Origin of the sequence: Paenibacillus sp. UNC451MF (genome assembly GCF_000686845.1) — a bacterium.
In the GTDB taxonomy this organism is placed as follows: Bacteria; Bacillota; Bacilli; order Paenibacillales; family NBRC-103111; genus Paenibacillus_S.
Genome location: NZ_JMLS01000059.1, coordinates 1 through 9,589, shown reverse-complemented (window position 1 = coordinate 9,589; position 9,589 = coordinate 1). Strand labels below are relative to the sequence as shown.

The window sequence follows — 9,589 nt, the reverse complement described above, 5'->3', positions numbered from 1 at the left end:
GAGTCCAAACTCCCCCATTTGTTTATAACTGCGCATCCATACTTTTAGTCGTCCAACATCAGCAATCCCCAACTCTTCCGCCACTTTCGCTTTTGTCATCCCTTGAAGTCGCATTTCTATTGCTTTTTTCCTTATCTCAAAGCTATACGTCGTGAGCTTTTGCCCCTTTTTTGCCATAACGAAAAGCACCCCCTACAGTTTTCATCGGTTATTAACACCAGGGTATTTTACCAATGTCCACTATAAGGGGTGCAGTTCAGATCTGAGAAATCTTCCAGGGGCTTTTCGTTCATTTGCACCTTGCGGGCAGGTTATCTGCCCCAGACGCGAAGCAGGACCTCAGCTTTATCATTCAGCCACTGCCTGGCGTCCGCTGACGCCAATTCTTGATGTGCTTTATTACCGAGGTGCTTAATAAAGTCCTCGATCTTCTTGGCTGCCTGATCCTGCTGTCCCTTCCGCAAATGGCTCTCCGCCTGACTCAGCGCGTTCTCCAGCTGTATGGCCAGTGGATGGGTAACCTTGCCGGAGGCAATAAAACGTTGTAGTCCTTTCTGCAGAGCAGGCAGGTCGATCGATGTCTTAAAACTTACCGGTTCGCTTAGTGCTGATATCGCTCCCGTCGAATGCACGGCTTTGACCTGGAACGTATACGACGTATCCGGCTCCAGTCCCGTCCAATTGTACACGGTACCTGTCACCGTGGAGATGACCCTATTACTGCCGTACACCTGGTAGGTCACGCTGCTTCCGTCGGAAGCCGTTACCGGGGACCAACTCAGCTGCGCTGAACCCGTGGTCACGTTTTCCGCCTTCACGCCTTGTGGCGCTTCAACGGTAAGGCGGGTGCGGAAAGACCAAATATCCGAGTACGATCGTCCGCCGAAGCTGTCCTCCGCTAATGCGTACCATTCATAATTCGTACTGCCTTTCAGGCCATTCCAGTTGACCGTGGCTGTGGAACCGCTGGTCGCCTGCGCCGATCCGATCGCCTCGTTAGAGTACACTTTTACCGCCAACGAGTCGGTAGCCACTCTTTTCACCATCGGCTTCAGGTCCACCGAAAGCTTGAACTCGTCCTTGCTCGGATCGTAATGATTGTAATCGTCCAAATACGGTGAATAAGTATTAACATAGACGGTATCCGTTTCCGTATCAAAATGCAGAAGCTTCAAATATCCGTTTCCGCCGTTCGGAATACCTTGGTAATCATTAAGAATCTGGTACACTTTGCGATCAGGCTGTCCGTCCTTGTTATCGTCAATCTGGTCGGTACGCAGCGAACTTCCGGTGAAATGACCGCTCATGACCATCCATACGTTAGGATTCGGCACTACTACCTTCTGATAGATCTGGTTGCCGGCTGCGGATCTCGCTGCATTATTTTGCAAATATTCATGAACCACAATGACCGCTTTACGGTCCGGATACTGCTTCAGAACGCTGTTCATCCAGCCCATATCCTCATCATTCAAGCCCCAACCCATATACACGAAAATAAAATCGTTCCCGCCCGCGGAGATCAGGTCATAGTGACCTTTGTTCTCTTTGTACGACTCTCCATAGTAAGGCTTATCTTTAAAGCGGTTCTCTCCGAAATACTTCGAGAATTCTGAGTAATCCGGCACTGACGTCGCTCCTCCGTCGAACACGTCATGATTGCCCGCGACTACGCCCCAAGGAATTTGTGCGTCTTCCACCACCTTCATGAACTTATCCGCTCGTTCCCACTGCCCTTTGATGCCTGCGGAGTTTACAACGTCCCCCACGTGCATCACATATTGAATGTTCATTGATTCTTTGGCATCGCGCAGGAAATTGACTTGAGACTCATAATACTCCGGTTGAATCTCCGCGTAGATCTGTGTGTCCGGTATAGAGGCAAAGGTAAAATCGTATTGCTCACGACGCGGAATCTCGTCCTGAATCAGGACTTGAACTTTGCCGTTTCTTGCATAACTGCCGCCGTCCACCGCTGCAGAGAGGGTAAAGTCTTCCTCGGAAACAGCCACCGTGGACGCCAGTGAATCCCACTTCTCTGCAGTATAATTCCATGCGTACAAACCAACTTTACGACCCTTCAGCGAATGCCCTTCCCAGATTAGCTCGAGACGGTCACCGGCACCGGTTTCCGCCCCCGCTTCCACTTCAAAGCGCTGATAAGGAAACTGTTCAGTCGAGTCCGTAGTGACGTAACGGTCATCGGAGGCTCCGACGACTGTTTGTTCTTCGGCGGTAAGCTGCGTTTCTCCCGGACTCGTCAAGGTCAAAGGAGGCTCCACATCAGCCGTATGCTTGTAAGCGGTCACTCCCGCGTCCGCGGCGGTGATCTTTTGCCCCTTAAAGAACTTCACCTTCAGCGGGTCTCCGGTCGGATCGGAAACCGATACCTGTAGGCTCACGTTCGTGTCCGTATCCTGTGCTCCGTCCGCCGGCGCTGCCAGGAGCGGCATAACCGGAAGCTCTACAGGAGTTGTGAACTTGATCGTTTTCTCCGTCGTTTTGCCCCCGGCGTCTACAGCCTTAAACACAAGATTATGCTCCCCCGGAGTGAGGGCCGCGGAGGAGGTAGAATACGGAACCTCAATGAGCATGTCGTCCAGCTTCACCTCAAAGGATTTGACGGAGGAAGCCGTATCCGATGCGGAAGCTCGTATCTCAAAAGCCCCTTTGTAACTACTGCCTTCCGTAATATTCGTACTCACCACCGGTCCTTGGTTATCTACCTTCACGTTGGCTGTGTTCTTGCTGCCGTCAGGTAGCGACACCTCGACCCGATGCGGTCCATCAGTGGCTGCTGCGGTATTCCATCGGTAAGAGATTCCATCCCAATAGTGCTCGGGAATCGTGAAGTTGAAGTACACTACCGGAAGGAAGCGTCCGTTATCTCCCATGTCAAGTATGGTTGCCGGATTAGCGTACTTCGGGTCGCGGATGACCGTACCGTCCGCCAAAACAAGTCGGACATTGCGGATATTGAAATCATCCAGGCCAGGCTCCGGCTGGTCCTCATAATAAGGCCGGGTTGCTGAACCCGCGCGCAAGGCAATCGGATTCGCCTGACCGTACTTGAACAAATCGGGCCGTACCGCCACTACCATGGTTTTGTAATCCTGGGTTTGGAACGGAATCAAGTGAAGCGTCTCGCTGCCCATGGTGGTCACGTTCTGCCCTATATTGATGTCGTCCGCTTCAAAAACGAAATAAGCCGTTTTCTCGAGGGCTCGTTCCGTTGGACTGACTGGTTGGCCGTCAATCGATAGCGACATGGAGCCTTCGGTAGCAGAAGAACCGATCAGAACCCTCTCACCGGACAGAACATCGCCATCAAGAACGTTCAGTGCTGGGCTTTTCTCATTCCCAGCCAAGCTGAGCGTTCTCGGTGCTGTTGACGTTACGTGGAAGGTATCGGACGCTTGGAAATAGTAGTCGAGCGTCGGGCTCCCGAACCATTCCATCTTCTCCAGCGAGTAGCGGAAGTGTCCGTCCGCGCCGCGCGGTAGGGTTACCATTTTATAATTCGGTGTCTTGTTGGATTTATAGTACAGATTAACGGATGCAAGCAGACGGTCATCCGCCGCTTCAGCCATCAGCTCAATCGGTTTGATCAGGTCAATGCCCGAGGGATCCGTAAGATCTTTGACCGTCGGTGGGGTAGGGTCGTCTACAATGCGGACAGGATCCGCTGGTACGTTGGCCGGGTTGAAGGTTCCCGGGGAGGCCGGCACCGTCTTGGAGCTGAGCTTCTTCATATCAAGACTGCCGGCTTCCGGAACGCCGTACTCTACACTCAGATCTGCTGCCGTATCAATCACGCCCGGATTATAACTGGCGCGCACAATGTCCGTTCCAGTATTAGTCGCCACCACGAGGGTTCTTTCCCTTAGGTTGTTAAGACCACCGGGAATCCGGACAATGTCTTTATTTTCAACGAGTGAGGTTTGAAAATGCTGATTAAAGTCAGCCACCGTCTTGGGCTCCCCTGACGTTGTAACCGCCCAGAAAACCATAGCCTGCTTAGGCTGGATGATAATCTGTGCATCGGTGTAAGGCCGCCAGAACAAATCATGGCCGGGCTCTCCCGGATACCTGTATAAAATGGAATAGTCCTTGAAGTCGATCGACTGGTCGCTGTTGTTGTAAACCTCAAGATACTCGTAGGGATCCTCTCCCAGCGCATCGTCTCCACCCGAATCGGGGACCATTTCAGTAATGAGCATGCGGGGGATTCCAGCTGCCGCCTCGACGGCGGCTGCGCTTTCTGCAGCTGCAGGGCTGCTGAGCGGCAGCAGAGAGCCCGCGGCAAGCTGCACGGCCATCAGGCAGATGAAGCAGCGGGTTAACAGTTTCTTTTTCACTTGTTAGTCATCTCCTTGTTTTCAATTTACAAGCAATGATTTCGAAGTACAAAAGTAGCTCCATCCGTGTAATTAATTTATATATCTATTTGATTTATTAATTACTAATAACTATCATTCGCCATCAAAGCTAAGTCTCCTCTTTGTTTTTTTGGTAAAGAGAAATGGAGATGTGTTAGAGGTCCTGCCCGTTCGCTAAATGGGCTTGACACTTTGCCGGCGGTTGATAAACCCATTTTCTGTTCAATGCGATACTGTTTTAATAACTCCCCTTTTGTTTTGGCCCATACTTTGTATTCGAGCAACTTCCGCAACTAAAAAAATACACCCTCGCAAACATAAAGAGCGTGAGAGTGTATTTTTATGATTAAGCAGTCGGGTCAGCTATTGGTTCGCATTTTTGAGGAATATGAGAGGCCGACTGTGAATAAACAGTGTATGGGGTTCTCCTATGTGTTCCACATGGACGATTATATTTAAATATTGGAGGAATCACTATGAAAATCAGAGGCATTGCACATCGGGGATACCCTGTCAAATATCCGGAAAATACGTTGGTCGCTTACCAGGCAGCTTATGAATTGGATTTCACACACCTGGAGCTGGAGTTTCATTTGAGCAAGGACGGCATTCCGGTTCTAATGCACGATTATACGATCGACAAAATGACAAATGGCAAAGGGTTCATTCGAGACTATACGTTGGAGGAGTTGAAGCAATTCCGCGTCAAAGGAGCAGAGCAAATCCCTACGCTGGAAGAGGCGCTGAATTTGCTCAAATGGAAGATGGACATACTCATCGAGCTGAAGCAGGCTGGCGATTTGTATCCCGGGTTGGAGGAAAAGGTGCTTGAAATTGTGCGACGCACCGATACACTCGAGCATTCGCGGATCATTTCGTTCGACCATTTCTCGTTGATCCGGACGAGGCAGTTGAACCCCGACATTAGACTCGGAGCGTTATGCACCGGCAGCCTGCCTTATGTTTTTCCGTTTCTAAAAGAAATCGATTGCGATTTTCTAGGTATCCATTTCCGTTTCGTGACTCCGCGCTATGCTGAAATGATAGCGGAGAACGGTGTCATTTCAGGTCCTTGGCCGATTGAAACGATTCAAGAGATGGAGATCATTGCCGCACAATACCCGACAGCGCTGATTACGACGAATCATTTGGAGCGATGGGCAGACTTTTACCGTAACCATTCGGAGCTTCATCTCTAATCGATTTATTCCCAGAAAAAGCCGGGCATCGTTTCCCGGCTCTTTGACTTTGCGCCTTGACAATCCCTTAAAGCTTTGCGGGTGGTAAAATCAAATTCGCGTTGTGGAATCATTTGCCGTAGATCCTCGACAGTGTGCCCCTTAGTTATTGAGCTATTGTACCCGTTAGAATAATGTTCACAAGCTGCAAATTATTAGTTCTGATTACGGAGTTCCTCGGCTAACACATATAGTTCGGCTAAATCAGGTCTCCCCTTTTGTTTAAATTTCTCCGCTGCTTCTTCGTCGTCAATAATCCATGAGAACTCTTTAGCAATGGCGATAGCAATGCTTGCAATGGCGTGTTCTAATATGCCGCTAATGTTTCTAGGCAAATCGATTTCAATTAAGTTTATCTCTTCAACACCATCTAATGTATAAATCGCATAGTTACCATCCAGATCAGCGGGAAGGCCTCTTAAACAGATTCGATCTCCATGAAGTTCTTTGCAAAATGTTAGGTGCCTGTCTTTTTCGAAACCCAGATTACTAATTAAGTATTTTTCCAAATACCCCGACTTTACTTTTTTCGTGTAATCACTTGAATGGATGCTTATATAGTCATACATTAAATCACCTCACTAATGTATTCCATATTCGTAATGAACCAACTGAATTCCTTTTTTAACTCCCACTCATTAGCGTAAACTCCCTCTATGGAGAATCACCCAGCTCATAAATGCTCTCGTTTTCTCAGATTTAGACCTTAATTACTCGTTAGCAGATAACTTTCCAATGGAATTAAGTTGTAGGTGAAGAAATATATGGGTATACAGAGGTGAAAAAAGCTCTTCCCTTAAACCACATGCTGTAAATTGTGGTTACTGTGGTAAAGTATGGTTGCACCTTTGGATCTCCACATGTGCTCATGGCGGTAAACCCTCCCATGTCTCGCAGAGTCTACGCTCCCACATTCCTTCATTCAACCTGTCCATGAGGTGGAGGTCAGATATGCTGCCCGACAGGATCTCTTCGTCCGTATGTTAACGTCGTTCCGACTCATCCGTGCTTCTTGTTATCTTTACTTAGGTCGTTATTTCTGAATTTCGTTAGCTAAGCAGCTTGTGGCAACTCTTCAAACCGAGAGATATCCTGCATCATCTTTTCCTCACTAAACTCATGTCCCTTTTTCAATATGCCAAACAGGATTCGAATCAACTTGTTGCATAGCGCGATGAGAGATTGCATCTTCTTAAGTGGGTTCAACTTTCTTTTCGTGTAATACTCATGCAATGCCTTGAAGGCTGCGTTTTTTGCAACTAACGGCATCATTACTCGAAAGATCAAAGCACGAAGACGTTTACGACCTCGCTTGGTTATCTTCGTTTGTCCAGCGTGTGTACCTGATGAGTTAGTTTTCAAGCCTAACCCAGCAAGCTTTGTGATCTGCTTGGGATGACGGTACTGACCGATGTCGCCTACCTCAGCAGAAACCCTGCAACGGTGTCCCTGCCGATCCCTTTTATGGCCAACAACCGCTGTACATGGGGAATCTGCGCGAGCAGTTCATCTAGCTTCGTTTCTAACTCTTCCAGTTTGCTAAACCATTCATACTGGGTCAGCAGTAGCATTAGCTCCATTTTCGCTAGCTCTCCACCTTGTTTTAAGCCTACTGAGCGGCTTGCTGCCTCTTTCAAATTCTTTACTCGAGCCAGGCCAAACCCTCGCTTAGCGACCTCTCTCAGGTGGTGTAGCAGGGTTTCTTCTGGAACATCAACAAGTTCATGCGGTAGTAAATAAAGGCTTAACATTTGGATGGTAGACTTGCACTCCCAGTCCTTAAATACCGTCATAAACTCTGGAAAATATCGATCTAGCCAATTATGGACACGCGCTTGCACAACGCAAAGGTCGGTAGTAAGGTGATCGCGAATTTTCATGGCTTCCCTCAGTTCGGCATAAACGCCTTGAGGAAGGCTCGGTACAGCGTATCTCCCGTCTTTGACCAACTGAGCGATCACTTTCGCATCCTTAATATCATTCTTCGTTGGAGAGTTGTCATCTAGTTCTTTACTTTTCTTCACATGAAGTGGATTCACTACACCGTATTTTACTTGCATTTCTTTTAGAAAGTGAGCTAGGTTTAGCCAGTAATGGCCCGTTGGCTCCATCCCAACAATAATGTCCTAGAAGCCTTGCTCTGCTGAAATCCTCCGGAACCAGTTCACGAATAATTCAAAGCCTTCTCGATTGTTTTCAAACGTAAGGGGCTTCCCGAACTCGACCCCGCGGAAGTCTTGAGCCCTCGCCACATGTCTGAATTTTGCAATGTCGACTCCGATAATTAAGGTAGAATAAGTGATTTGATTAATTCTTTCATTTTGAGTAGAATGCATGTTGTAGTCTCCTTGTTTTGTTTTTGGATCCACTCGCTCGCCAGCTTTGGATCCTTAAACATCATACCAAGGAGCCTTTTTATTTCTCAAACCTCGTATTTCCTCATAATAGGAATGCTGCCCGTTACTTCAATAACATCAAAGAAGAGCTGACCTCGCGGCAGCTCCACACTATCGAACCTTTTAGTTTAATAAAAAATTGTTTTTCAGTTTATCAAGAGAAACAAACGATTCAGCAATTATTTGTACTTGTTCTTCCGACAAATTTCTGTAATCATCCAGGATGAAATACATTCCGTTCATTTGGAATCTAAAGAATCTGTTTTTTGGTAAATAGTCCTCACCATTAATCCATTCTCCAGTTACCCCATTAGCTAGTGTGACTTTCTTAATTTGTACATCCTTAACCTCATCCCAAATCTTCTTGCGTTGTTCTAACGTCATGTATTTGTATTGAAGAATAAGTTTATTATCCCGAACTTCCAAATTGGTAATTGGATTATCTTCAACGGCTAATTTAGGCAGGTAAACATTCTCTAGGCCTTCTTTTTCCACAAGTTCTGATATTTGTGTTAACTGTTCATTCGTATATTTTATGGCCTCTAGTTTCACAGATTGACTTGGACTTTGAGTATTTGTCGGAGAAAGAGACGATGGTTTATTGTTGTTTTTAACTTGTGCTGGGTCTGCCGGTGCCTGAGTGTTTTTCTCTACGTTATCCTTCGAACACCCACTTAAGATTAACACTCCAATAAATACAACAGGAATAATAATTTTTTTTAGTTTATCCATTTGCGGAACCTCTTCATATCGTTCGTTATAAATATTTGACTAAAAATAGATATTAAATGTTACATTCCAATTATTAAATAAATACTGCCCGTCACTAGCAATAAAGCTGCCGTTCAACACAGCAGCTTTGTCATGATGATAATTATTGAGTTATCGTTCTCCGTTAATTAAATCACCTGGCTGACAATCCGAAGTCTTACTTATCCGTTAATCATTCATTTTTTGACTTTATATCAAGGGCATTTTTTATTGGCTTTTGAAGTGTGTCCACAATGGCTGCGATGATACTTGTTGCTAAAATACCCATTAGACATAATGATGTAGGTCCCGCTGCATCATCACTAACTGTAACCTTAGCAAGCACCCTCAAGCTCACTATTCCTAACAAAATGAGGAAAATGACTGTAAAAGCACATTTCTTTATAATCTTCAAAGATTTAAGGGATAATTCAGAGAACGCATTGTTCGTTTCGATGTAGGTTAATAGTTTATATGCTTGATACAACGCAACAGAAAACGCAATACAGAATCCGTATGCACAGACTAAAAAGGGGATTAGGAAGTAAGCTGTATCTGGATGTTCCCTTGCATCTCTAACGGCTATCTCAGGCAACCAGATACACAAAGCAAGCACTGCAATTCCAGCCAGAAAAATAATTACCTTTAAGAAAGTGGTTGAACCTCGTTTTACATTCATTTAAAACACCTCACTTATTAATGACAACATGATTTTAACATGTGATTTATCGTTTTACAATAATTTTGTATTGTTTATTATTATATTATTATTGAATAGTGCTCTTGCTTTAAATGTTAAATTTACAACTTGTTCAATAAAACTGCC

General features: G+C 46.1%; 5 protein-coding genes and 1 pseudogene. 1 reads left to right on the top strand and 5 read right to left on the bottom strand.

Features of this window, described 5'->3' with window-relative positions; genetic code table 11:
• Positions 1–311 precede the first annotated feature (311 nt).
• Positions 312–4,358 (bottom strand): FIMAH domain-containing protein, encoded by a 4,047-nt coding sequence (locus BP97_RS0130600; RefSeq protein ID WP_028552508.1) that lies wholly within the window; start codon positions 4,356–4,358, stop codon positions 312–314.
• 497 nt (positions 4,359–4,855) lie between these two features.
• Here BP97_RS0130600 and BP97_RS0130595 point away from each other — a divergent pair, with 497 nt between their 5' ends.
• On the top strand, positions 4,856–5,578 hold the full coding sequence (locus BP97_RS0130595) for a glycerophosphodiester phosphodiesterase (RefSeq protein WP_028552507.1): 723 nt from the start codon (positions 4,856–4,858) through the stop codon (positions 5,576–5,578).
• Between the two features lie 194 nt (positions 5,579–5,772).
• Here the strand turns inward: BP97_RS0130595 and BP97_RS0130590 are convergent, their stop codons facing one another.
• The 4 genes and pseudogenes from BP97_RS0130590 to BP97_RS0130575 all read right to left on the bottom strand — a co-directional run bounded on the left by BP97_RS0130590 (position 5,773) and on the right by BP97_RS0130575 (position 9,442).
• Positions 5,773–6,186, bottom strand: coding sequence for a hypothetical protein (locus tag BP97_RS0130590; RefSeq protein WP_028552506.1), 414 nt, complete (start codon positions 6,184–6,186; stop codon positions 5,773–5,775).
• A gap of 484 nt (positions 6,187–6,670) precedes the next feature.
• Positions 6,671–7,953, bottom strand: a pseudogene (locus tag BP97_RS38000) (IS110 family transposase).
• 183 nt (positions 7,954–8,136) lie between these two features.
• Positions 8,137–8,745 (bottom strand): hypothetical protein, encoded by a 609-nt coding sequence (locus BP97_RS0130580; RefSeq protein WP_028552505.1) that lies wholly within the window; start codon positions 8,743–8,745, stop codon positions 8,137–8,139.
• 211 nt (positions 8,746–8,956) lie between these two features.
• The gene (locus BP97_RS0130575; protein ID WP_028552504.1) at positions 8,957–9,442 is read right to left on the bottom strand and encodes a DUF2975 domain-containing protein; all 486 of its coding nucleotides are present in this window, start codon (positions 9,440–9,442) and stop codon (positions 8,957–8,959) included.
• Between the last annotated feature and the right edge of the window lie 147 nt (positions 9,443–9,589).